We start from the raw sequence: 23,101 nt of genomic DNA on the forward strand, positions 1-23,101 counted from the left end.
GCTCTATGGTGCGCTGCGGGCCAGCCCTTCTCGCTGTAGCTCAGTAAACCGTGCGGCTACGTCATCGAGCGTAAGTTCACCGACATGGACATAGCGGATCTGGCCTTGCGCATCGATAAAGAAACTCGTGGGGAGCGGGAACACCCGAAATGCATCCGTCACGCTGCCGTCACGGTCGAGGGCGATCGGGTAGGTCAGGTTATACTGCTCGGCAAACGTGCGGATACCATCCTCGCTGACGCCTTGGCTCTGCTCATCATCGGTCAGGTTCACGCCGATGATCGTCAGCCCCTTATCCCCGTAGCGCTCGTTCGCCGCCTGAAGCGCCGGAAGCTCACGCTTGCACGGCTCGCACCATGTGCCCCAGAAGTTTACCAGCACCACCTGTCCGCGGTATGCTGTCAGGTTGACCGTATCGCCGCTCAAGGTCTGCAGGCTGTGCGCTCGCGCGGGGTGATCGTACGGCGGGCGCTGGCGCTGACAGAGGCGATCTTGGCCGGGGCGGCGCCGATGCTGCTATCATACTGATGTCGCCGCGCGGGGTCTGAGAGGATAGCGTAGGCCCGCTCGATCGCGGCGGTGCGCTCCTCTGCGACCCGCCGCATATCATCGTCAAGATCAGCGACGCGCTCGGGGTTGTAGCGCTCCCGCTGCAGCTGATAGGCGGCCGCTATCTCCTCTGGGCCGGCCTGCTGCCCCAAGCCCAGCAGCGCATAATGTGTGTTCATGCCTCGTAAACGCCTTAGCACCTGTATTTTAACACAGGTGCTTTAACTTTTGTCGAACGGCTTCGCGCAAAAGGGACAATTAGCGGCTATGCTCAGCGATCAGCTGGCGGGCCTGCTGGGCCACCCCTGGCTCAACATTCGGCATGACAATGGCCTTCTGCCACTGCTCAAGGGCCTGCGCCGTCTGCGGCGGGTCAGAGTAGACCAGGCAGAGCCCCTTGCTCAGCAGGGCCCGCCCCTCCTCCGGGGAGTCGCTGATCGCCTGGTCGGCCTCCGCAAGCCCCCGCGCTATATAGCTCTGGTCGTTCACGCCCTGGCCGTAGTAGCAGAGGGCGGTGGCCATGTCGGCGCGAACCACCGGGTTGGCGGGGGTGATCGCCAGGGCTTTCGCATAGGCGTCGTGCGCCTCAAGCCAGCGCGGCAGGCGCTCGATATAGACTCCCTGAAAGCGCTGGTCGCCGCCGTCGATCCGCTCGCGCACCACCACCACGCTATCATAGAGGGCGTTGCCAAGCTCGATCCAGGCATTTGCGTTGTCGGGGACCTGCTGCGCCACCTGGCGCGCGGCGGTGATCTGGGCCTCGAACTGGTTAGCGATATCATCGACCGAGGGCGTCGGGGCGGATGCCGTGGGCTGGCCGAGCGCGCTTGGCCCGCTCGCGCTGCCCGCCGCCTGCTGCGGCGCGTTCCAGACCGTTGTGACGAGCGTGATCAGCACGATCGCGAAGGTGGCCACCGCGACGATCAGGATCGGCAGGACCCAGGTTGGAAGCCGCTGGGATCGCTCGATGCGACGGCCGCTGCGCCGGGGGGCGGCCTGCGCGGGTCGGATGCGGGGCTGGGTATCGAACCCCTTGGGCCGCTCCTGTCGCCGCGCCGGGGGCAGCGGGCGATAGTCGATCAGGTCATCATCATCCAGGCCTGAATCGTCGCCCGCCGCCGCCGCCTCCACTGTCGCGGGGGCGGCGACCTGGGCGCTGAGATCGCTGTCGAATGTAGCGCGCCGCTTCGGGTCCGAAAGAACCGTGTAGGCCCGCTCGATCTCATCGCGGCGGCGGCGGGCGAGCTCGACCAGCTCATCGGCGGCGCCCTCTAGCAGCGATGAGTCATAGCGCTGGCGCAGCCGCTCGTACGATGCGCGAATAGCCTCAAGATCGGCCTTCGGGTGGACTTGGAGTGTCTCGTAGTAGTCTTGCATATCCCAGCTATTGCAGAGGGGAGGGACTCACGGGAGGGCTACCCTCCCGCGAGCCTCCTGTGGTATGTCAGTCGCCGCTGGTAGGACGGGGGCTCTGTAGCCCACGTCGCCTCGCCAGACCACCGAACAGGCCCTTCGGCAGGCGCACGCGCTCGCCGGCGAGCGCGGCCTGGCCCTCAAGGTAGCGCCGGAGCAGCGCGATCACGCCGCCAATAACGCCGATCACCACGCCGGTCCAGACAAAGATCACCAGCGGCTTGACGCTCACCGTGATCACGCCCTTGGCCGGCACCGCCGGCAGGCTGTCGATACCATCGCCCTTGCCCTCAAGCAGCACCATGCGGTTGGTCGGGTCTACCTCAACGAGGGTCAGAGTCTGGCCGCCGGGCAGGGTTGCCGCAAGATGCTCCAGCTTCTGCTCGCCGGTGGCGGGGTCGGTGGCCACCTGGATCACCGGCTCAACCTCGCTCGTCTCCCCGTTATAGAGCACCGTTATCTTCGCGCCGACCTTGATCTGGCCGCCGCCGGTCATCGCCGCCGTGTCGAGGTTAAAGTCCACGAAGGTGAGCTCGTATGGTCCCATCGTGGTCGTGCTGCCGGCGCCGAGGATCGGCCGGGCCGGGTTGACCTCCGGGTCGTAGCCGGCCGGCGAGATATAGACATCCTGGTAGAGCAGGCTGTGGATCGACGGGGTCTGCATCGTCGCGCCCATGCGATCGTTGTAGTAGAGGTAGGGGCGCGCGCTGAAGGTGTCGTTCCTCCCGTCGGTCACGGTGAAGTCGAGCACCCCGCGCTGCTGATCGTCGAGCTGGTAGCCGTTGAAGGTGAAGTCGTAGCCATAGATCTTCGTCGTCTCGCCGGGGGCCATCACCAGGCGCTGCTCGGGGGTGGCGTAGGCGCTAGAGCCGACCATGCCGATCATGGTCAGGCTAAAGCCGAGGTGCGCGAGGTAGCCGCCGATCCGCATCCAGCCGCCGCGCAGCGTGCGGATGATCATCACCAGGTTCGTGCCGATGGCGAAGGTGCCGCCGGCCACATAGGCCAGCGCGAGCACATCGCGCACATTGATCAGCATGGCGATGATCGCGGCGATCACCGCAGCGATGGCCGGCCAGCGCAGGGCGCGCAGCAGGTGCCGCATGTTCGCATCGCGCCAGCCGAGCAGCGGGCCGACGATCATCAGCATGATGATCACGGCGCCGAGCGGCGGGACGGTGCGCTTGTAGAAGCTCGCCGCCAGGCTGAAGCGGCCGTCGGTGAACGGCTGGGCCTGCGGGTTCATCAGGGTGCCGTCGTCCACCTCGAAGGCGCTACTCATCCAGCTCTGGAGCGTGTGGCCGAGGCCGGGGATGGCCGAGATCACCGGCATCGAGGTGCCAACGCCGACCACCAGGGCGGTCACGACAAACGAGATCATCATCAGGACGAAGAAGCTATCGCGCGAGAAGAACTTATCGCTGAGCGGGCGGGCCGGGATGTCGCGCCAGCGCATGACAAAGAGCGTCATGGCCACGGCGATCAGGAAGACCAGGAAGCCGACCAGCGAGTTGAAGATGCCCTCGGCCACAAAGGAGTGGACCGAGAAGTTTGCGTAGACGCCGCTGCGGGTGAGGAAGGTCGCGTAGAAGACCAGGATGTAGCCGAGGAGCGCGAGGAACAGATTCGCCTTGCGCATCCCGCCGTGCGAGCGCTGGAGCACCATGCCGTGGATGAGGGCGGTGAGGATCAGCCAGGGCACCAGCGACGAGTTCTCCACCGGGTCCCAGCCCCAGTAGCCGCCCCAGCCGAGCGTCTCGTAGGCCCAGTAGCCGCCGAGCAGCAGGGCGAAGCCGAGGAAGGCCCATGCGGCGATCGTCCAGGGCAGCGCGCGGGCCACCCAGGTGTCGTAGTCGCGGCGCACGAGGGCGCTGATCGCAAAGGCGAAGGGCACTGTGGTCAGGGCGTAGCCGACGAAGAGGATCGGCGGGTGGATGATCATCCAGAAGTTGTGCAGCAGCGGGTTGAGCCCCTTGCCGTCGGCGGGCAGCGCGGCCGGCAGCCCGGTGGCCGCATCGAGCAGCGGCTTAAAGGGGTTCAGGCTGAGCACAAACAGCAGCAGCGCCGTCTGGACAAGCATCATGACCAGGAGCACATAGGGCTCGAAGTGCTTCGTCCGGCGCACCAGCAGGGCGGCGGCGATACCCCCCCAGATCGTCCAGATCAGAAAGCTGCCCGGCTGCCCGGCCCAGCTCGCCGCGACCACAAAGAAGAACTCCAGGTCGCGCGAGCTGTAGTTATAGACATAATCTATGTCGAAGCGATGGGCCAGAAACAGCGTGAGCAGCAGCGTCCAGGCCATCAGCAGTGCGCCGAGGCTGCCGAAGACGCCGAAGCGGGCGTAGAGCAGCGCCAGGCGGTTGCCGCGAACCACCAGCACATAGCTGACGATCGCGAGCAGGGCCATGGCGATCGAGGTGACGATTAGGAAGGTGCCGAGAGGGTACATACGTGAGCCTTCTAGGGTTTGGGCTGCCGCCTTATCAATGATATATCTGGGTGAATGTTCCAGCGGAGCTGGAACATTCACCCAGATGATATGTCTGTTGCGCCCGTGGCGCAGCTACTTACTCGCGCTCGCCTGGAGCTCCTGGTACTTCGAGGGGCACTTCACGAGCAGGTCGTCGGCCATGAAGGCCTGCTGGGCGCTGTCGTAGTGGCCGATCGCGACGATGCTGATCGCCTGCTCGAAGTTGGCGGGGCGCGGGTCGTCAGAGATCACCTTGACCATCTTCTTGTCCGAGTCCTGGAGCATAAAGGTGAAGCGGCCGGTGTCGTCCATCTCGCCCTTTGAGCCGAGGAAGCCGGCCAGTTGGATGCTGCGCGAGCTGCTGATCGCCTCGTCCACGCTGGTGGTGTAGGCGCGGAAGGCGTCTTTAAAGCCGAAGAGGCCGTAGATGATCGCCAGCAGGATGATGCCGACGCCGGCGATGTGGAGCGGCTTAATCTCGAAGCCGCGGCGGGCTGGTGCTGGTATAGTCGCCATTGCTCCCCTCGTGTTATACCATTTCAGATTGCAGATTTTGGATTGCAGATTGCCGGATACTGCGTTCCACTACGCTATGTCCGTAATACCTATGCAGGTGGCAGGTGGCAGGTGGCAGATTTGCCGCAACAGAGCGTTACCCAATCTGCAATCTGCAATCTGCAATCTGCAATCACTTCTTCGCCGGCTCGGCCTCGCTCACCCTGGTGACCGTGGCGCGTGTGGGGGCGGGCTGCTCGCGCGGCTGCTCGCGCTCCATCTCGCGCTTGAGTGCGCGGGCCTGGGCGTCGATCCGCCAGAGGTAGACAAAGATACCGATCCAGACAGACAGCGTGACAGCCATGGCGACATAGGTCGCCGCGCCTGCCTCAAGCGCCACATTCATGAGCGCGCCCCCTCTCTGCGGGCCAGCGCCCACTGCACGCCTAGCAGCGTCGCTCGCACGTTGAGCATCCAGAAGAACAGTGCGGTAAATCCGAAGATCGAGGCCAGGAAGGTGAAGAGTGTGCGCCCGTTATCAAGCAGGCCTGTGCCGGGGGCCTCGATATTCAGCCGCACGCTATTTGTCGTCATATCGACGCCCTCGACCACGAGGCTGAAGCGCAGCCCCGGGAAGTTGGGCCGATCGACCGCATTGTCGAGCGCCACATCGTAGGTTGGGCTCAGGGTCGCGCTGCCATTCAGCCCCGGCTCCGTCACCTGCACCTGCGCCGTCACCACATCGCCGGCACGGTCGAGGCTTAGCAGCTCGACCTTGCGGTCTCCCAGCAGCCCGAGCTTGCCGACCTCCAGCGCGATCCCATCGCACGTGCTGCCCTGGATGAAGGCGCAGTTGGGGTGGAGCGTGCTGTCGCTGATGCGGGGGGCGATGAAGATCAGGAAGGGGACGGTGATGAAGGCGAAGATCGAGTAGACCGCGCTGAGCTGGCGGCGGCGGGCGACATCGTCGATGGATGAGCGGAGGGCGAAGAGCGCGGCGTAGATCAGCAGCAGCACAAAGATCGATGTCTGACGCGGGTCCCAGTTCCAGTAGACGCCCCAGACCACCTGCGAGAAGATCGCCCCGGTGACGGTGGCGAGAACCGTGAAGAGAAATCCGCTCTCGGCGGCGGCGAGGGCGTAGTCGTCGTGCTCGGGGCGCCCGCGCCAGAGGTAGAGCCCGCTGAACAGCGCCGATATCGCAAACGCCATCACGCTCACCCAGGCTGTGGGCACGTGCATAATGATGATGCGCCCGGCATTGCCCAGGCCCTCGTACTGCGGTACCACGAGGAACATCGCCACCGCAACACCTGCGATCCACACCCCAACCAGCAGCTTGGCAGTCTGGGCCATGCGCTGTGCCATCGGCCTACGCCTTTCCAGTCCCTTATAGGAAAATACCTGTTTGACGTATCATACTACGCCGGTGCGTCACGGACAACAGCAATTTGCTACCTTGTCATGATGTAACCTGCGTGCCAGGGGTTTCATGTGCATTTCATCACGCAGCATGTTTATCGCATGGGCAATATATCACATGTCGCGCGATCCGCTTCGGGGCTACGCCTCCCAGACGAAGCGGAAGAGCATGAGCGAGGCGACGAACATGGCCACCGCGTAGGCCAAAAGCGTGCGGATCGCCGGCAGGGCCAGGGTCATCCCGGCGCTATCGAGGGTGAGCGCGGTGCCCTGGATGGCGACGATCAGCGGGGGCACGAGCAGGGGGAAGGCGAGGACGGCGAAGAGGGCGCTCTTGAAGCTGGCCCTGGCGATGATCGCGGCCAGGATGGTGGTCGCCGTAGCCAGGCAGAGCCCGCCGGCCGCCAGCACCAGCACGAAGGCGAGCGGGCTGCCAACCTCGACCCGCACCAGGACGATGAAGAGCAGGCTGGTGACCGTATCGAGGAGCAGGAGCAGGGCCAGGTTGAAGAGCAGCTTCCCGAGGTAGACCGAGATCGCCGGCGCGGCCAGGCGCAGGGCGGCCATGGTGCGCGTCTCCTCCTCGTACACGAAGCCTCGCGAGAGGCCGTTCAGCGCGGCGAAGAGCAGGGCGATCCAGAGCAGGGCCGACTGGATGAGCAGATACTCATCAGTGCGGCGCATGCCGATAAAGCCCACGCCCAGGCTCACCGCCACCGCCGCGCTGGCGGCGAAGAGCACCAGCGCGTTCAGCGCGTAGCGCGTGCGCAGCTCGCTGCGCAGATCCTTCACGAAGATCGCCCAGGCTGCCGCCAGCAGATCGCGGACACCAATCGAGCGGATGGCCTGGCCTGGCTCGATCTCTTGCTGCTCTTGCTGCTCTGGCTGGGCTTGCATAGAGGTACTATTACATCTGGCTTGATAGTGTTCACCTTGTCACCGGAACTGACAAGGTGACAAGGTGACAAGGTGACGGCCTGGTGTCCTACTGCGTCAAATCTGCAATCTGCAATCTACAATCTGAAATCTTATCTTACGGGCTGCCGAGCTGCAGCAGCAGATCGGCATAGCGCAGCTCGCGCGGGTCGTTCGTCGCGACCACGACGATGCCCTCCCGCCGCTGGCGGGCGATCACCTGATCGACCACCTCGGCCCCGCGGGTGTCCAGCGTCACGGTCGGCTCGTCGAGCAGCAGCACCGGGGGGCGGTGGATGAGCGCGTAGGCGTAGCGCAGGCGGTATGCCATCCCTGAGGAGTAGGCGGACAGCCGATCATTGCCGCGGCCGCCCAGCCCAACCTGCACGAGAAGATCGTCGATCTCGGTGTCGCCCAGGCTCAGGCGACGCACATCGGCGAAGAAGCGCAGGTTCTCGCGGGCGGTCAGCTCGCGGTAGAGGGCCAGATCCGGGGCGACCCAGCCGATAATTGGGCCAGCCTCGCGCGGAGCCCATGCCCTCCCCGCGCACGCATACACGGCGATGCCCGCCGAGGGCTGCTGCAGTCCGGCAAGCAGCCGCAGGAAGGTGCTCTTGCCGCTGCCGTTTGAGCCGCTCACCACCAGCACCTCGCCCCGCCGCACCTGGAGGCTCACGCCGGCGAAGACGGTGCGCGCGCCGTAGCTCGCGGCGAGCTCTTCTACTGTCAGGCTGATCTCCATCGCCGGGGATTGTACCACAGTGGGGGGTTGGGGGTTGGGGGCGGTTTGGAACACGAAGGACGCGAAAGGGGGCGGAAGACACGGACGCGAAGGCGCGAAGGCGCGAAGGCGCGGAGCCGGGGGCCGAACACAAACACAAAACCGGGGTTGCCCCCGGCCTGTCCCCTGTCCCCTGCCCACTGTCCCCTGCCTACGGCACCGGCTGGCGCTCGCGGGTGATCAGGCTCGGCATGACGCCGCCGTTAGAGGACTGGGCCTTGAGGAAGCGCAGCAGCACATCGTTGAAGAGCGTCGCCTCATCGAGGAAGGGGAAGTGCCGGCTGCGCGGCATCATCACAACCTCAGAGGATGGCACATTGTCGAAGAGGTCGGCCTGGTTCGGGTTCACGATATCATCGCGGCCGCCGTGGACGATGAGGGCTGGCACCTTGAGCCGGCTGAGCTCGGGGCGCAGGTCGGTGCGCCACATCGAGCTGACGGCCCGGCGGAGCGAGAGGGCGCTCGACTTGACGCTGTCGTCGATCATCTCGCCGATGGCGGGGTCGCTCGTCTCGCCGAGGAAGAAGCGGAAGAGCCGGCGGCGCACCCAGGGCAGGCGGGCGAAGGCGTCGGCGAAGATGGGCCGGTCGGTGAGCTTGAGCAGCCAGGAGAGCGAGTCGCCGTCGATCGGGGCGCCGACGGTGGCCACGCGCTGGATGCGGTCGGGGTAGGTGATGGCCGTCTTGAGGGCGACCATGCCGCCCATCGAGTGGCCGACGAGCTGCACGCGGTCGATCCCGAGGGCGTCGAGGAAGCGGATCACCTGATCCGAGTAGTTCTGGATGCTCTCCTGGGTCAGCTTGCGTCGCGAGTCGCCGAAGCCCCAGAAGTCGAAGGAGTAGGTGCGGAAATGCTCGGCCACAACCTCCATCGTCGGGAACCAGTACCTCCAGCTGCCGAGCCAGCCGTGCAAGAAGAGCACCGGCCGCCCGCGCCCGAGGACCTCATAGTGAACAGCCTGGTTGTCGATAACGACGATGCTCATAGGGGTGCGCCAAAGCTTAAGAGGAGAGAGGCATTACGCCTTCCTACATCCCATGATAACGCAAGTATATAACGATTTTGTATATGAGGGGCGTCGCGCAGCAATCAATCTTGTCATCAGCTGGCGCCGACTGGGGGGGCTAGTCGGCGCCGCCGCTGGCGCGGGCGCGCAGCGATGAGATGTTCGACTCGCGCTCGTGGAGCGATCGCCGCAGCCGCCACTGGAGGGTGGCGATATCCTCGGAGATCCCGCGCAGGTGGCCCATCTCCTGCTCAAGCTCATCGAGCAGGGCGCGGGCGTGCATGCCGACCTGGGCGCTGCCGCGGTCGACCGAGATATGGCCGATGCGGTCCTGGATGGCCGAGAGCAGGCTCATCAGGTAGGCCCACGACTCGTTGTCCTGGGCGCTGGTGGCGCGCTGGGCCTTGCCGCGGGTATCGAGCCAGACCTGGATCTGCGACTGCATCGCGCTAATGCGGTCCTCAAGCTGGCGCAGGGCGGCCTCCTCGGCCGGGGTGCGGGCCGCGGGATCGCCGCGATCCCCGGCCCGCTGGGCGTGCTCAGCGATCTGCTCAAGCTGCTCCTGGAGGTAGGCGATCGACGTGCCCAGCTGCGACTGGCGCATCGTGACGGCCTCCTGCTCATTGAGCATGTCGAGCAGCATATCCCGCAGCCTGGCCGACTCATCGGCGTTGTGGAGCGCCTGCTGGTGGAGCAGGTGCGGCACAAACCAGAGCAGCAGGGCGAGCAGGGTGATTACGGCGATGCCGAGGGCGACGAAGAGTGCTGTCATAGTGTTCCTCCTACCTACAAACTAGTATAGGAAGGAGGAGCCCGCGCGGCTATGCCTACGGATGACAGCTGGATTACGTTGCGGCAGCGACGCTCACGACGCGGTCGTGGCCGGCGAGGTCGCGGGCGACGCGCACCTCGCCGGCGGGGAAGGCGGCGCGGGCCATGTCGGCCACCAGCGCGCCCTGCCACGCGCCGATCTCGCAGAGCAGCGCGCCGCCGGGCCGCAGGCGCTCGGTCGCGCTGGCGAAGATCTGGCGGTAGATGTCGGCACCGGCGGGGCCGCCCCCCGCCAGCGCCAGGTGCGGCTCGTGGGCGTACACGTTCGGCTCCACCTCGGCCAGGATCGTGTAGGGCGGGTTGCTGACGATCAGGTCGTAGCGCCCCTCCAGCGGGGCCAGCAGGTCGCCCCGCAGCAGCCGCACCCGCTCGGCGAGCCCGTGGCGCGCGACGTTCGCGCGCGCCACCTCCAGGGCCTCGGCCGAGATGTCGACGGCGTCGATCTGGGACTCGGGCAGGCTCACGCCGAGCGCGACGGCGATCGCCCCGCTGCCGGTGCCGATGTCGGCGATGCGCAGGGGATCCGCCCGCCCGGCGGCCATCCGCCCGGCCGCCGCCAGGGCCAGCTCGACGAGCAGCTCGGTCTCGGGTCGCGGCACCAGCACGCGCCGGTCCACGGCCAGCTCAAGCCCGTAGAACTCCTTGTGGCCGACGATGTAGGCCACCGGCTCGCCGCCGGCGCGGCGGGCGACCAGCCCGCTGAAGGTGTCGGCCAGCTCAGATGCGACAGGATACTCGCGCTCGGCCAGCATCCTGGCCCGCGGCCAGGCCAGCAGGTGGGCCAGGAGCAGCTCGGCGTCGAGGCGCGGGGTGGCTGAGGCGGACTCAAGGCGGGAGCGTCCGCCACTTAGCAGGTCAGAGATCGTAGGGGACATATCACGCATCAGATATCAAGCGCGGCGACGAGCGAGTCGGCGATGCGGGCGACGAGGGCGTAGGTGGCCGGGTAGGGCAGGGGCTGGCGCTCGGGCAGGCCGGGCTCCCAGCAGTAGCGGGCGATGCTGGCGCTGGGCCGCGCGCCCGAGGTGAGGGCCACATCCCAGTAGCTCAGCAGCTCGTCCTCGCGCAGGGGCGGGTGCGAGCGGATCTGGGCCTGGGCGTCGGCGGCGTCGCGCTCGACCACGGCCAGGGGCTCCTCCAGGTAGGAGAGCCCGGCGATCACGCCGGAGGCCAGGGCGGCGAGGCGCGCGTCGGCGGCGCCTGGCTCATCGCCGGGGGGCGGGAGCTCGCGCCCGGCCACGGTGAGCATGCGCAGGCTCACGCTGTAGCGGTCGGCGTCGAAGAAGGTCACGCGGGCCGAGGGAGTACCATCGGCGCCGCCGAGCTCGACGGTGCGCAGTCCGGCCTCGTCGGCGGGGATGGCCGCCAGGGCGGCTGCGTCGGCGCCCAGGCGGCGCAGCTCGGCGGTGATCAGCTTCGCGAGTGACATAAGGATCTCCTCCTGGTATGGCTGGGCGGCGAGCCGCCCGCAGAACCGCTGCTCGTGTTGCGGCGCAGCGAAGCTGCGCCGCAACACTAATCAATCCGCCGCTCGGTGAAGTCGCTGCCATCGAAGGAGAGCAGCCGCTTCTTGTCGTCGATCAGGGTCTCCAGGTGGATGGGCCGGGTCCAGATCTTATGCAGGTTGCGCATCGTGTCGCGGGCGTAGTCCATCTTCAGATCGACGCCCTCGTGGCGGTGGCGCAGGTACATCTCGCCGCGGTTGTTGTAGTTGCCGTCCTCGACGTAGATGAAGGGCTGGCCGAAGTTGGTGAGCCGGAAGAGCAGCTTCTCCTTGATCTCCTTGAACTCGCGCGAGGCGATCTCGTAGAGGTCGGTGTCGCGGTTGTAGCGGAAGGAGAAGAGCTTGTTCTCGATCACGAACTCGGGGGTCAGGAACTCGTCGATGAAGGTGACATCGTTGTAGAGCTTGCGCACCTCGAAGAGCTTCTGGCGGCCCAGGCCGAGCTGCTTGTCCCAGGTGCGCTTGGCGGCGATGTCGTCGCACTCGTCGTACTCCTTGCCGAAGCGGCCCTTGTCCCAGCGCTCCTCCACGTCGCGCAGCAGCTCAAGCCCCAGCTTGTAGGGGTTCAGCCGGCCGCCGCCGGTGGCCACCACGCCCGAGTGCAGGTCGGCGAAGGAGACGATCTCGGAGGCCGTGGCCACCTTCTGGGTCATGATCGTGCTGTGCCAGTAGCTGTTGTGGTTGATGAAGCCCTGGGCCGCGTAGCGGTGCGTCTCCGTCACCGAGATGTCGTACACATCGGCGCGCCCGCGCTCGATGCTCACAACCTCGTCGTCCCATGCCTCGGCCTTGTACCAGCGGCGGTTCTCAAGGTATTCCCCCAGGGCGGCCTGCTTGCGCTCCAGGCCGAAGCCGACCCGCATGTAGAAGTCGACCGCCGAGCGGCCCGCCGTGTGGATGTGCCAGCAGCCATCCTGCTGTGGGCGGCGGGTCGAGAGGATGCCGAAGTTCAGCAGGAGCAGCTGCACCAGCTTGCCCATCTCCTCGCTTGACGAGGAGAGGATGATACCCTGCTTTCCGGCGTAGCCGTCGCAGTCGTAGAGGGCGCGCAGGAAGCTGGCGACGACCCGCTCAGGCGAGCGCAGGATCACGTCGGGCACCGTCTTCTGACGCGCGGAGACGCCGGTTGTCAGGCCGAGGTGCTTGAGGAAGTCCTGCACATCGAGCGATGAGAAGCTGATCCGCCAGCGGTTGCCGTCCTGGCGCCAGCGGGCCTCGATGCCGAAGAGCGAGCTGACCAGGTTGGCGAAGACCTGGGCCTGATCCTCGTCGCCGGTGGTCAGGCCGATGGTGCGCTTGACCACGCTGATATGCCCGTCGCCGCAGAGGTAGCCGAGGAAGGCGGCCAGGCGCTCGTCGACGATCTCGGGCACGCGGATGGGCTTGCGCGAGTTGCAGGGCGGGCCGAGGACTGCGGTCGCGGCCTCATATTCAGTGACAAGCGGGGCGAGCGCGGCATCAGCGCGGGTCTTACGGCCCTGGCGATAGCGCAAGACCGTATCGATCGATACGCCCGCCTGCTGGGCGACGCTGTTCAATGTCGCACGCGCGGTCGGCTTCCAGCTCAGGCGCACCTGCTCGGTGGCCCAGAGCCGCTGGCCGCCACTGATCTTCACCCGGTCGCCGAGCTGCATCTCATCGAGGCGTCGCCAGCTCTCGTCGGGCAGCATCAGCCGGTGGTTGAACGAGCCCTCCAGCTCCAGGCCGCGACGGGTGCGGATCTTCACCGTCTCGTAGTCTTCGAACTTCGCCCAGTCGTAGATCTGCTGGCGCTCTTCGCCGTCGCTGACCAGAGCTGTCGAGGCAGTGTCAACGATCTCTTTTATACGTAGAATTCCACTCTGAGTATACACTAGAGAATTGATCTGGAGGCAGGCCCATCCTTCGTTGATGACCTTGGTCATCCCCTGGGGCGCGAAGTAGTAGGCCTCGTCGCGGATGATCTCCAGGACGGTGTGCTGCCAGCGGTCGAGGGGCGCGTAGTTCATCAGGAAGAGCAGGATGTCGCGCTGGGGGTTCTCGGGGAAGCGGCGCAGCTTCTCGCGCTCGTCCTCGATCTTCTTGCGCTGGGCGGCCATGTACTCGGGCGGGTTGATGTAGTCGCGCATGTAGCCGCGGTCAACCCTGAGCCCCTGGGCCGTCTCCTCCTCGGCCTCGGCCGCGCCCGCCGCCGGCGGCTGGGACTGGGCCTCGGCGCGCTTGATATAGGGCGAGTGGTAGTCGATCAGGTTCTCCAGCGAGAGGCAGGTGTCGATAAAGTCCTCGACGACATCGTAGCCGATGCGGTCGATGATCCGCTGGATGCGGGTGGCGTGGTTCGCCATCGCGTCGAGCATCTTGCGGTTGGTGTGGGCGAACCACATATTATTCTTGAAGAAGTCGACGTGGCCGGTGACGTGGGCCATCACCATCTTCTGGGTCACGTCCTCGTTGCCCTCCAGCAGGTAGGCGTAGGACGGGTTGGTGTTGATCACCATCTCGTAGATCGTCGAGCCCTGCCAGATATGGCCCTTCATCAGCTGGTCGAAGTCCATGCCGAAGCGCCAGTGCGGGTAGCGCGTGGGGAAGCCGCCCATGGCCGCCGTCTCATAGAGGGTGCGGTAGTCGAGCACCTCGTAGAGGATCGGGAAGAAGTCGAGGCCGTAGGCGCGGGCGTGGGCCTCGATCTCCTCGCGGGCGGCCTCCAGGTTCGGCGGAATGCGGGTGTTTCTCATACGTCTCCCCTATCACCACGAGACACGTAGGGCGGCTCGGAAGATCAGGCTGTGGGCGAAGAGCCCGACGAGGATCAGGGCGGCGAGGGCGATCTGGCTGCGGCGGCTCGTCTCTCTCATGATACCATCGGCCAGCGCTGTCGCAAGGAGAATATGGCTGAAGAGCCAGATCCGCTCGACCTCGCGGTAGAACAGGCCGGAGAGCAGCATGCCGCCGATCAGGGCGGCGGCCCCGGCCCAGACGGCGTCGGCGGGCCGTGGGCTGCCGGCGACGATCTGGCCGACGCCCCGCCGCGCGCCGACGATCAGCCGGTGCAGCAGCCAGGGGCCGAGGAAGCAGCCGTAGGCCACGGCGTTCACCGCCAGGAAGAACAGGTAGCTGGACAGGCCGAGCGGCGAGACGCGCTCGCCGACGTCGATCTTGTTGTTGGCCACGCCCATGAGGAAGGCGGCGAGGCTGCTGTAGCCGCTGAGCAGCCAGACCGCGCCGAGGGCCAGCAGCGCCGCGCCGGCCACGGTCGCCGCCAGCCCCGCCCAGCGCAGCAGGTCGGCCCGGCCGACGGGGCCGGCGCGCAGCCGCCAGACCGCCAGGGTCAGGGCCACCAGCCCCAGCATCAGCGTGGTGAAGCTGAGCAGCAGGCCGAGGGCGATCAGCAGGCCGGCGAGGACTGGATATATCTGATGCAGGGCCGAACGCGCAGCGTTCGGCCCTGCATCAGATATAAAAGTAGCGTACAGCGCCCAGGTGGCCCAGGCCAGCACTGTGGCCAGCAGGGCGTCCATCGAGGTGGCCGCGTAGATCATATAGGCCGGCAGCAGGGCGTAGATCGCGGCGGCCAGCGTGCCCGCGCGCCAGCCGCTCAGCCGGCGGGCCAGCAGGTAGGTCGGCCAGACGCCCAGGGCGGCCAGGGCGATCACGGCCCAGGTAGCAGGCTCAGGCCCGGCCCCCAGCGTGTACTCAACGAGCCAGAGGAAGAGCGTGTTCCCCGGCGGGTGGGTCTTATTGTGCAGGGCCAGGTCGGGCATGGCGGCCACGTAGCCGCGCAGGAAGCCGATCGGGTCGGCGCCGACCAGGGGCACGTCGCGGATGTAGTCGCCCTCCTGGAGCGCGAAGGTCTGGAAGAGCGAGTCCCAGCCGCGCAGGGAGGCCTTGAGGGCGACGGGCAGGCCGGCGGCGGCCAGCCAGCTCACGCCAACGACCAGGGCGGCGGGCGGCGGTGCGTCCCGGCGCAGCCAGAAGATGACGGCGGCGGCGAAGATCGCGAACAGGCCGGCGGGCAGGGCGGCGGCCCAGGAGAGCTCAGTGCCGGCGCGGGCCATCAGCGGGAAGGGCCAGAAGTAGCCAGGCAGGTGCGCCATCGCGTACCAGCCGACGCCGAGCAGGGCGGCGGTCAGGGCCACGCCGAGCAGCTCGCGCTGCCAGGCGCTCAAGCGCGGCGCGGCGGACTGGTAGGCGACCACGGCGCCGAGCACGAGGGACAGGGACACGGCCGCGAAGGCGCTCCAGAAGGGCAGGTTGGGGGCGACGCGCAGCGCGCCGCCGAGCAGCCCCGCGCCGAGCAGGGCCAGCGGCGCGAGGGCCAGCGCGAGGGCCAGCAGCCTCGGCAGGTCGAGCCGGCGCAGCAGCCAGTAGCCGCCGACGGCGAGCCAGAGGTTCACGGCCAGCTGCCCGTAGGGCGGCGCGGCGGGGCCGAGCTTCCAGAGCTCGGCCGAGCGCAGGCCGACCCCGACCACCCGGCCCTGGCCGGGGTCTACCGTGGCGCTGATCAGCGTGAGGCAGACCGGGCCGGCCAGGGGCGCGGGCGGGGTGAGCATGCGGTAGCGGCGGCTCTCGGGCGCGATCTGGAGCGGGATCGTCAGCTCGCCGAGGCGCAGGTCGGCCCGGTCGATGCCGGCGACCGAGCTGCCGAGCAGATCGAGCTGGAGGATGCCGGCCGGGCGGGTGGCCCCGGCCGCCGGGAGGCAGACCGTGCCCTCGCCCTTCGTCCAGCGGTAGGGGTTCGGCGTGTCGGCCGCCTCAAGCGACTGGAAGCCGGAGAAGAGGCCGAGGATGCGGTCGTCGGCGCGCACCTGGGTGTGGTAGGCCCCGCCGTAGTAGGCCAGGGTGAGGGCCAGGGCTAGCAGGCCGAGCAGCAGGGGCGGGGCGACCGCCCAGGGCGCGCGGGCGACGGTACGGGGCGCGCGACGAGTGGCGAAGGACAGGCTGCTCACTTCCCTTTGCCCAGGAAATCCTTGATCGTATCGTACACATCATCGCGGTCGGTGATCTCGCTGACCACGATCCGCTCGTCGCCGCCCAGGTACTCCTCAAGGTCGTGGGCGAAGCGGCCCGAGCCGTAGAGCGAGCGCACCTGCCCGTAGCAGAACTGGTTGACCTTGGGCATCAGCTCATTCTTGAGCAGCTCGACGCACTCGCGGGTGTCGCCGCCGCCCCAGTTATCGCCGTCGGAGAAGTGGAAGGGGTAGATATTCCACTCCTCGGAGGGGTAGCGCTCATCGATCAGGCGGTTGCAGAGCTTGTAGGCCGAGGAGATCTTCGTGCCGCCGCCCTCGCGGATATGGTAGAAGGTCTCCTGATCGACCTCCTTCGCCGCCGCGTCGTGGACGATATAGCGAATATCGATCTCCTTATACTGCGAGCGCAGCCAGGTCTCGATCCAGAAGGCGGTGATGCGGACGAGCTCCTTCTGCTCGGTGCCCATCGAGCCGGAGACATCCATCATATAGATGATCACGGCGTTGCTCTCGGGGAGCATCGTCTCCTTCCAGGAGCGGTAGCGCATATCATCGCGGATGGGCACGATGATCGGGTCGGCGCTATCGTACTCGCCGGAGGAGATCTGGCGGCGCAGGGCCTCGCGGTAGGTGCGCTTAAAGTGGCGCAGCGAGTTGGGGCCGGTGCGGCGGATGCCGCTGTACTTATCCTTCTCGCTGACCAGGTTCTTGCGGCCCTTGGGCTGGATGTTGGGCAGCTGGAGCTCCTCGCCGAGGATGGCGGCCAGCTCGTCAAGCGTGATGTCCACCTCCAGGGCGTGCTGTCCGGGGTCTGAGCCGGCCTGGCCCTGGCCGGGCTGCCCATCGCCCTGGCCGACCGGGTCGCCCACATCGCCCTCGCCCTGGCCGACCCCGCCGCCCTGCTTAGATCCGTAGCGGAACTGGGGCAGGTCGATCGTCGGCACGGGAATGCTGACATAGCGCTTCCCCTGGCGGCCGATCATCTCGCCGTGGGACATATACTTGCGGAGATCTTTCTTGATCTTGCCGCGCACGATCTGCTTGAAGCGGTTCAGATCGCGGTCGACGCGTTTCATTGACATATGCGTTGTGAAAGGATGAAGGATGAAGGATGAAGGATGAATGTCTACTCTCATCCTTCATCCTTCATCCTTCATCCTTCAATAGTTGCTCTTGGTGTCGCCACGGGCGAAGATCGAGGCGACATAGTTGAGCACATCGGTGGCGCTCTGCTCGTTGTAGCCGAAGTCGCGGATGAGCCGCGCCTTGACCACGTCGATCTTCTCCTGGGTGTCCTGGTCGATCACGCGGGAGACGAGCGAGGTCAGCTTGATGCTGTCCTTCTGGTCCTCGAAGAGCTTCAGCTCCAGGGCCTTGTGCAGGCGCTCGTTGGTGCGGTAGTTGAAGGTCTTCCCCTCGATGGCCAGGGCGCCGATGTAGTTCATGATCTCGCGGCGGAAGTCGTCCTTGCGCGACTCGGGGATGTCGATCTTCTCCTCGATGCTGCGCATCAGCCGCTCGTCGGGCTCCTCATACTGGCCGGTGTAGCGGTTGCGCACCTTCTCGCGCTGGGTGTAGGCCTTGATGTTGTCGATATAGTTGCCGGCCAGCCGCTTGATCGCCTCCTCATCGGCGGAGATCGCCCGCTGCACCTCGTTCTTAACGATCTCGGTGTACTCCTCGCGCACGGTGGCGAGCAGGTCGCGGTAGCGCTTGCGGTCGTCCTCGTTGCTGATCAGGGCGTGGTTCTTCAGGCCGCCCTCGAGCTCGTTGATCACCATGAAGGGGTTGATGTAGCCCTCCTCCTGGTTCGTCACCAGGGCGTTGGAGATCTTGTCCTGGATGTAGCGGGCCGAGATGCCCTCCATGCCCTCGCGGATGGACTCCTTGCGCAGCTCCTTGATGTTGTCCTCAGTGAAGCCCGGCAGGGTCTTGCCGTTATACAGCTTCAGCTTCTGGAGCAGGGTCAGGTTCGGCTTCTTGGGGTCCTCAAGGCGGGTGAGCACGGCCCACATCGCGGCGACCTCCAGGGTGTGCGGGGCGATGTGGACGCGCACCTTCTTCTTGTTGAAGTCGCGCTCGTAGATCCGCACCTCGTCGCGCAGGCGGGTGACGTAGGGGATGTCGATGCGGACGGTGCGATCCTTGAGCGCCTCCATGAACTCGTTGTTCTCAAGCCGGCGGTACTCGGGCTCATTGGTGTGCCCCAGGATCACCTCGTCGATGTCGGTCTGGGCGAACTTCTTCGACTTGATGCGGTGCTCCTGCGAGGCGCCGAGCAGGTCGTAGAGGAAGGCCACATCGAGCTTGAGCATCTCGACGAACTCGATGATGCCGCGGTTGGCGATGTTGAACTCGCCGTCGAAGTTAAACGCCCGCGGGTCCGAGTCCGAGCCATAGATCGCGATCTTGCGGTAGTTGATATCGCCGGTGAGCTCGGTGGAGTCCTGGTTCTTCTCGTCCTTGGGCTGGAAGGTGCCGATGCCGACCCGGTCCTGCTCGCTGAAGACCAGACGGCGCACGCGGATATGCTGCACCAGCCGGCTCCAGTCGCCGTCGTAGCGGCGCATGAGCTCCTTGTAGTGGAAGCGGCAGACCGGGCAGAGGTCGCCGACGATACGCAGGTGATCCTCGTCCGGGCGGTCGGCGTTCACCTGGGCGAGCAGGCGCTCGCGCATATCCATGGGCACGAGGTGCAGGGGCTCCTCGTGCATGGGGCACTTCTCCCACTCGGCCTCGGGGACCTTGGCGTAGTCGAAGCTGGACGGGTCCTCGATCGCGCCGAGGTACCAGTCGTAGGTGTAGAGGGCGCCGGCGTCGGTCTTCGAGTAGTGCTCCAGGCCCTTCTTCAGGCGGCGCACGATGGTGGACTTCGACGACCCGACGGGGCCGTGGAGCAGCAGGACGCGCTTCTCGGTGCCGTAGCCCTTGGCCGCGCCCTTGAAGAAGTTCACCAGGCGCATCAGCGGGATCTCAAGGCCGAAGATCGAGTCATCGCCGTCGAAGGAGGCGTCGGAGAAGAACTTATAGCGGATCAGGCGCTTCTTCGCGTCGATGAACTCCTCGGTCCCATACGACATAATCATGTCGTAGATACGCTGAAACCCGTTGCGGGTGACGCGGGGGTCACCCGCCGCGAGGTCGAGGTAGTCAACAAACGTCCCTCGCCAGTTGAGCTGCTGGAACTGCTTGCGGTCCTGCAACTCACCGAGGAACTGCATCAGCGACGAGCCATTGGTAGCCATGTATTGTCCTCCTGCTGAGGGCACCGCCCATGCGCGAAGACACATATGCGAATGGGATAGGGATAGGGAGACACCGCTGCGCTGGGCGCGCCCGAGGTCTGGGGCCATGTGAAGGTTACGCGAGTGGTGTTGCTAACGTGCAGGTGTGCGATCTTGGGGCTGGATGCATGCCGATTCGGCCGATACCCGAACGCGAACGCAGGCACCTAGATGTGACTGCCGCGCGGCATACTATACAGCTTAGATCTCAGGGAGTCTGTAAGAGGAGTACCTGGAAGATACAGGCATTGGTATTATAGCAACTGCGATAGGGTGCGTCAAGGATTTTATGTCGTGTAGAGGCGCACATGTGTACGCAATGAGCGCGACATGGGGGCGCGCGGGGTAGCCCTCGGAGAGGCTCGACGAGACGAGCAGCTTCGTCTCGTGGGCGAAGACCGCGCCGCCGCCTGCTACGCCTCAAGAAAGGAGGTTCTTAGGGCGCACCGGGCCAATTTTTTGCTCCAGGAGATTTGTTCTATGCTAAAGTATAGCCTATTACGGATTCAACTTACAATAGCTGGTTGGAGCGTGGGTGTCACGAATCTTCTTGCGTCCGCCCGCATGCAAGACGTTCCGTCACACCCTTGGAGCGTAGCCCGTGACGTTAGCTGCAGTCTCACGACTTCCTCATTAATGCGTAACTTTTTATCATCGCTTGCCGTTTCTTGTTTGAAGCGTCCTAAGTAGGGGAACAGCAGTGTCAACCTCGAAGGACGATCTCAGCGAGGTAATCAAGCGGGCACAGCAGGGCGACCAGCGCGCCTTTGATGTGATCTATGATCGCTTCGCCGACCCGCTCTTTCGCTATATCTATGCGCGATGCGGCGACGCAACAGCAGCCGAGGACATGCTTGGTGATCTGTGGGTGCGCGTGGTCGAGCGGATAGAGGGCTTTCGCCTGCCGCCAAGCGGCGGTGAGCAAGCCTTCGCCGCGTGGCTCTACCGGATCGCGTACAACCTTGTGATCGACACCTTTCGGCGCAAGGAGTCGGGGAACGTCCCGCTCAATCCATATATCTCAGACCGAGACCCATCGCCTGACGATCACGCGATCATCGGCGACGAGCGCCGCGAGCTGCGCGAGGCGATCGAGAAGCTCACCCCCGATCAGCGAGAGGTTGTGCTGATGCGATTTATCGAGGAGCGCAGCAACGCCGAGGTCGCCGCCCTGACCGGGCGCAGCGAGGGGGCGGTGAAGGTCATGCAGCACAGGGCGCTGGGCGCTCTAGCCAAGCTGCTTGGTGGCAGCCGCGGGCGACGGCCCGAAAACTATCATCAGGAGGAGTGACGTAGCGGTCGCTCAGACAGCGCCCCCTCATGGTATGCCCAAGAACCGTGTCGCGCTGTCGCATCATCACCACCTAGAAGGTAGGCGGGGAAATAGGTAACGAGGCGCGTGGGGCGATGCTCCGCTCCACAGGGCTCTCTCGCAGAGGTGCGACGAGGCTCTCCCACCCACCTTCCGTATCATGCGCGCATAGACAAGGTTCCAGAGAGCTGTACAGTTTGGCATAGCGCAAGGCATCCCAATGCGTAAACCCTGCCACCTGCCACCTGCCACCTGAAACCTTGTCATACTACTTATAGCCCACTATGGGCTGGGCGATCACCATGACTGACCATTCCTACAGCGTTGAGGATGCCCTGGACAGCTGCCTGGCACGCATAAGCGCAGGAGAGCCGGCCGAGGTATGCCTGAGCGACTTCCCCGAGCACGCTGATGAGCTGAGGCCAATGCTGGCCGCGCTCTTGGAGCTTGGAAGCTGGCAGCCGCCCACGATATCGACAAAGACGCGGACGGCGGTGCGCCGGCGGGCACACGTCGCGCTGCGCCAGGCCCACCCCCGGCGCGCATCGTGGGGCTGGGGCAGGTGGGCGCTGCGCATGGGCGCCGCCGCGCTGCTCATAGCCGCGCTCCTCGGCAGCGGCGTCGCCTTTGCGGGCGCGAGTCTGCCAGGCACGCCGCTCTATCCGCTCAAGCGGCTGGGCGAGCATGCGCGGCTCGCCTTGGCGATCGGTAGCGCGAGCCAGGTCGATCAGCATCTGGCGCTCGCCCAGCACCGGGTCGATGAGATCACGGCGCTCGCGCGTGCGGGGGCCGTGATCGATCCGGAGCTGATCGCGGATCTGGACGCACACTATCTCAAAGCGGCTGATGCGATCAAGGCGGCTGAGCCGAGCCTGCGCCCTGATCTGCTGATGGTCTATCACGATCAGATCGCCTCCCAGCAGACGATCCTCGGTGCGATCGATCGCGATGGCCTCGATGATGCGGCCCGCCTGGCGATCGATGACGCCAGCAGAGCAGTTGTCGCCGCCGGCGCGATCGTGCCGAGCAGCGGCCCGGCCGAGATGCCCGCCACGGACCCTGAGCCCACGATGGAGGATACGGCGCGGCCTACCGCCCCGGCGACGGCGACCGCGAGCCCGAAGCCCTCGCAGTCGCCGACGGCTCGTCCGTCTATGACGCCGAGGCCGACGGCGAGGCCAACGGATCTCCCAACGGCGAGCCCTCTGCCGAGCCCGACGGCGAGCCCTCTGCCGGCAGTTGTGCCCACGCCCACGGCCGCGCCGCCCACGGCCGCGCCGCCCACGGCCGCGCCGCCCACGGCCGCGCCGCCCACGGCCGCGCCGACGGATGAAGGGCCAAGCGGGTCGTTCGTCACACCGACACGCGCGCCGAGCGCAACCACATCGCCCGACCCAGGAGGGGATGATCGGCCGGGCGGCGGCGGCCGACGCCCGGCGCCTACGCCGGAGCCGACAAAGCCGCGGGAGACCGAGACGCCTGAGCGCAGGCCAACTGACGAGGCGAAACCCTCGCAGACGCCTGAGCCGGAGCCGACGGACGACAACCATCACGGCGAGACGGAAACGCCTGAGCCCAGGCATAGTGAGACGCCGCTGCCCGAAGAGACGACGACCTCGAAGCCGACCGAGACGCCGAGGCCAACCGAGACGCGGGAGCCGACCGAGACGCGGAAGCCGACCGAGACGCGGGAGCCGACTGAGACTCCTCACCCATAGTGTATATGGGCCATAGCGCAATAGAGCACACGTAATATCAAATCTTGATTGATACCGTGCATTCTGTCACCCTAAGCGAAGCGAAGGGTCTCGACCGGGATTCTTCGCTTCGCTCAGCACTACGCCGTAACTATTTGGCGGCTGACTCGTTTAGATAGGTAGCTGGATCATGAGCACGGCGCGTCCGCTCGCGCAGCTCCCCAGAACACCATCTCGCCGCTGTATCTGCCCCCAGACGCAGCGGGCTGCGGCTCGCCGCAGCGCTCAGTGGGGTTTGTGCCGGTACACGTTCTCGCCTCTCGCCCTCTGTCTCCCCCCCAGAGGGCGATAGGGGAGGCAGACGCCCGGCCACAGCCCAGCAGGCGCCCGCATCCTTCCCCCCCTGGATGCGGGCGCTGCTCTTTTTTGGGTGTCACGAATCTTCTTGCAACGGTGGCCATGGCGGGCGGCTG

General features: G+C 65.9%; 19 protein-coding genes. 2 read left to right on the plus strand and 17 right to left on the minus strand.

Annotated elements, in window-relative coordinates; genetic code table 11:
• Positions 1-3: 3 nt before the first annotated feature.
• The 17 genes from K2Z83_RS28755 to K2Z83_RS05240 form a co-directional block, all read right to left on the minus strand.
• Positions 4-426, minus strand: coding sequence for a TlpA disulfide reductase family protein (locus tag K2Z83_RS28755; RefSeq protein WP_255603333.1), 423 nt, complete (start codon positions 424-426; stop codon positions 4-6).
• On the minus strand, positions 423-728 hold the full coding sequence (locus K2Z83_RS28760) for a DnaJ domain-containing protein (RefSeq protein ID WP_255603334.1): 306 nt from the start codon (positions 726-728) through the stop codon (positions 423-425). Before K2Z83_RS28760 ends, K2Z83_RS28755 begins: the two co-directional genes overlap by 4 nt.
• 79 nt (positions 729-807) lie before the next feature.
• Positions 808-1,926 (minus strand): DnaJ domain-containing protein, encoded by a 1,119-nt coding sequence (locus K2Z83_RS05170; protein WP_220594118.1) that lies wholly within the window; start codon positions 1,924-1,926, stop codon positions 808-810.
• A 67-nt stretch (positions 1,927-1,993) separates the two neighbouring features.
• Complete coding sequence (locus K2Z83_RS05175; RefSeq protein WP_220594119.1) at positions 1,994-4,411, minus strand: heme lyase CcmF/NrfE family subunit; 2,418 nt, start codon at positions 4,409-4,411, stop codon at positions 1,994-1,996.
• 114 nt (positions 4,412-4,525) lie between these two features.
• On the minus strand, positions 4,526-4,948 hold the full coding sequence (locus K2Z83_RS05180) for a cytochrome c maturation protein CcmE (RefSeq protein WP_220594120.1): 423 nt from the start codon (positions 4,946-4,948) through the stop codon (positions 4,526-4,528).
• Positions 4,949-5,120: 172 nt separating this feature from the next.
• Positions 5,121-5,333: a CcmD family protein gene (locus K2Z83_RS05185; protein WP_220594121.1), complete on the minus strand. Its 213-nt coding sequence runs from the start codon at positions 5,331-5,333 to the stop codon at positions 5,121-5,123.
• Positions 5,330-6,295 (minus strand): cytochrome c biogenesis protein, encoded by a 966-nt coding sequence (locus K2Z83_RS05190; protein WP_220594122.1) that lies wholly within the window; start codon positions 6,293-6,295, stop codon positions 5,330-5,332. The genes K2Z83_RS05185 and K2Z83_RS05190 overlap by 4 nt, the downstream gene beginning before the upstream one ends.
• Positions 6,296-6,490: 195 nt before the next feature.
• Positions 6,491-7,246, minus strand: a complete 756-nt coding sequence (locus K2Z83_RS05195) for a heme exporter protein CcmB (RefSeq protein ID WP_220594123.1) — start codon at positions 7,244-7,246, stop codon at positions 6,491-6,493.
• A 136-nt stretch (positions 7,247-7,382) separates the two neighbouring features.
• Positions 7,383-8,006: an ABC transporter ATP-binding protein gene (locus K2Z83_RS05200; RefSeq protein WP_220594124.1), complete on the minus strand. Its 624-nt coding sequence runs from the start codon at positions 8,004-8,006 to the stop codon at positions 7,383-7,385.
• Between the two features lie 190 nt (positions 8,007-8,196).
• The gene (locus K2Z83_RS05205) at positions 8,197-9,030 is read right to left on the minus strand and encodes an alpha/beta fold hydrolase (protein ID WP_220594125.1); all 834 of its coding nucleotides are present in this window, start codon (positions 9,028-9,030) and stop codon (positions 8,197-8,199) included.
• Between the two features lie 139 nt (positions 9,031-9,169).
• The gene (locus K2Z83_RS05210) at positions 9,170-9,823 is read right to left on the minus strand and encodes a hypothetical protein (RefSeq protein ID WP_220594126.1); all 654 of its coding nucleotides are present in this window, start codon (positions 9,821-9,823) and stop codon (positions 9,170-9,172) included.
• 73 nt (positions 9,824-9,896) lie between these two features.
• Positions 9,897-10,757 (minus strand): peptide chain release factor N(5)-glutamine methyltransferase, encoded by an 861-nt coding sequence (gene prmC / locus K2Z83_RS05215; RefSeq protein ID WP_220594127.1) that lies wholly within the window; start codon positions 10,755-10,757, stop codon positions 9,897-9,899.
• 8 nt (positions 10,758-10,765) lie between these two features.
• The gene (locus tag K2Z83_RS05220; RefSeq protein ID WP_220594128.1) at positions 10,766-11,311 is read right to left on the minus strand and encodes a hypothetical protein; all 546 of its coding nucleotides are present in this window, start codon (positions 11,309-11,311) and stop codon (positions 10,766-10,768) included.
• A gap of 86 nt (positions 11,312-11,397) precedes the next feature.
• Complete coding sequence (locus tag K2Z83_RS05225; RefSeq protein ID WP_220594129.1) at positions 11,398-14,100, minus strand: SpoVR family protein; 2,703 nt, start codon at positions 14,098-14,100, stop codon at positions 11,398-11,400.
• 12 nt (positions 14,101-14,112) lie between these two features.
• Complete coding sequence (locus K2Z83_RS05230; RefSeq protein ID WP_220594130.1) at positions 14,113-16,311, minus strand: glycosyltransferase family 39 protein; 2,199 nt, start codon at positions 16,309-16,311, stop codon at positions 14,113-14,115.
• Positions 16,308-17,417 (minus strand): DUF444 family protein, encoded by a 1,110-nt coding sequence (locus K2Z83_RS05235; protein WP_220594241.1) that lies wholly within the window; start codon positions 17,415-17,417, stop codon positions 16,308-16,310. Before K2Z83_RS05235 ends, K2Z83_RS05230 begins: the two co-directional genes overlap by 4 nt.
• A 78-nt stretch (positions 17,418-17,495) precedes the next feature.
• Positions 17,496-19,580, minus strand: a complete 2,085-nt coding sequence (locus K2Z83_RS05240) for a PrkA family serine protein kinase (protein WP_220594131.1) — start codon at positions 19,578-19,580, stop codon at positions 17,496-17,498.
• A 739-nt stretch (positions 19,581-20,319) separates the two neighbouring features.
• Between K2Z83_RS05240 and K2Z83_RS05245 the strand changes: the two genes are divergently transcribed.
• On the plus strand, positions 20,320-20,910 hold the full coding sequence (locus K2Z83_RS05245; RefSeq protein WP_220594132.1) for a sigma-70 family RNA polymerase sigma factor: 591 nt from the start codon (positions 20,320-20,322) through the stop codon (positions 20,908-20,910).
• A 323-nt stretch (positions 20,911-21,233) separates the two neighbouring features.
• Positions 21,234-22,649: a DUF5667 domain-containing protein gene (locus K2Z83_RS05250; RefSeq protein WP_220594133.1), complete on the plus strand. Its 1,416-nt coding sequence runs from the start codon at positions 21,234-21,236 to the stop codon at positions 22,647-22,649.
• Positions 22,650-23,101 lie beyond the last annotated feature (452 nt).

Source organism: Oscillochloris sp. ZM17-4 (assembly GCF_019599295.1).
Classification (GTDB): Bacteria; Chloroflexota; Chloroflexia; order Chloroflexales; family Chloroflexaceae; genus Oscillochloris.

Coding starts and splice junctions, on each gene's coding strand:
- K2Z83_RS28760 (WP_255603334.1), bottom strand. CDS start 728: ATGAACACACATTATGCGCTGCTGGGCTTGGGGCAGCAGGCCGGCCCA.
- K2Z83_RS05170 (WP_220594118.1), bottom strand. CDS start 1,926: ATGCAAGACTACTACGAGACACTCCAAGTCCACCCGAAGGCCGATCTT.
- K2Z83_RS05175 (WP_220594119.1), bottom strand. CDS start 4,411: ATGTACCCTCTCGGCACCTTCCTAATCGTCACCTCGATCGCCATGGCC.
- K2Z83_RS05180 (WP_220594120.1), bottom strand. CDS start 4,948: ATGGCGACTATACCAGCACCAGCCCGCCGCGGCTTCGAGATTAAGCCG.
- K2Z83_RS05185 (WP_220594121.1), bottom strand. CDS start 5,333: ATGAATGTGGCGCTTGAGGCAGGCGCGGCGACCTATGTCGCCATGGCT.
- K2Z83_RS05190 (WP_220594122.1), bottom strand. CDS start 6,295: ATGGCACAGCGCATGGCCCAGACTGCCAAGCTGCTGGTTGGGGTGTGG.
- K2Z83_RS05195 (WP_220594123.1), bottom strand. CDS start 7,246: ATGCAAGCCCAGCCAGAGCAGCAAGAGCAGCAAGAGATCGAGCCAGGC.
- K2Z83_RS05200 (WP_220594124.1), bottom strand. CDS start 8,006: ATGGAGATCAGCCTGACAGTAGAAGAGCTCGCCGCGAGCTACGGCGCG.
- K2Z83_RS05205 (WP_220594125.1), bottom strand. CDS start 9,030: ATGAGCATCGTCGTTATCGACAACCAGGCTGTTCACTATGAGGTCCTC.
- K2Z83_RS05210 (WP_220594126.1), bottom strand. CDS start 9,823: ATGACAGCACTCTTCGTCGCCCTCGGCATCGCCGTAATCACCCTGCTC.
- prmC (WP_220594127.1), bottom strand. CDS start 10,757: ATGTCCCCTACGATCTCTGACCTGCTAAGTGGCGGACGCTCCCGCCTT.
- K2Z83_RS05220 (WP_220594128.1), bottom strand. CDS start 11,311: ATGTCACTCGCGAAGCTGATCACCGCCGAGCTGCGCCGCCTGGGCGCC.
- K2Z83_RS05225 (WP_220594129.1), bottom strand. CDS start 14,100: ATGAGAAACACCCGCATTCCGCCGAACCTGGAGGCCGCCCGCGAGGAG.
- K2Z83_RS05235 (WP_220594241.1), bottom strand. CDS start 17,417: ATGTCAATGAAACGCGTCGACCGCGATCTGAACCGCTTCAAGCAGATC.
- K2Z83_RS05240 (WP_220594131.1), bottom strand. CDS start 19,580: ATGGCTACCAATGGCTCGTCGCTGATGCAGTTCCTCGGTGAGTTGCAG.
- K2Z83_RS05250 (WP_220594133.1), top strand. CDS start 21,234: ATGACTGACCATTCCTACAGCGTTGAGGATGCCCTGGACAGCTGCCTG.